Origin of the sequence: Staphylococcus pasteuri (assembly GCF_030547725.1) — a bacterium.
In the GTDB taxonomy this organism is placed as follows: Bacteria; Bacillota; Bacilli; order Staphylococcales; family Staphylococcaceae; genus Staphylococcus; species Staphylococcus pasteuri.
Genome location: NZ_JAUOQO010000790.1, coordinates 1 through 243 on the forward strand (window position 1 = coordinate 1; position 243 = coordinate 243).

The following is a 243-nucleotide window of genomic DNA, read 5'->3' on the forward strand; positions in this document are numbered from 1 at the left end:
TGTTTTAGTTGAATAAGTCGATTGAACCTTCTTTTAGTGTAACAATCGCTTGTCTTGTTTTATTTGTGTAGCCTTGGTAACGGCCCATACGTTTTTTCTTAGGTTTATAGTTGATGATGTTTACATTATCAAATTTTACGTCGAAGATTTCTTCAACAGCAATTTTAACTTGTGTTTTGTTAGCACGAGTAACAACATCAAAAGTATATTTATCTTCCGCCATTGCTTCTGAAGATTTTTCAG

General features: G+C 32.5%; 1 protein-coding gene. It reads right to left on the reverse strand.

The genetic code is table 11. The annotated features are described in order from the left end of the window. Positions 1-4: 4 nt before the first annotated feature. The coding region (gene rplW / locus Q4528_RS15515; RefSeq protein WP_303522611.1) for a 50S ribosomal protein L23 at positions 5-243 on the reverse strand (239 nt) is incomplete at its 5' end.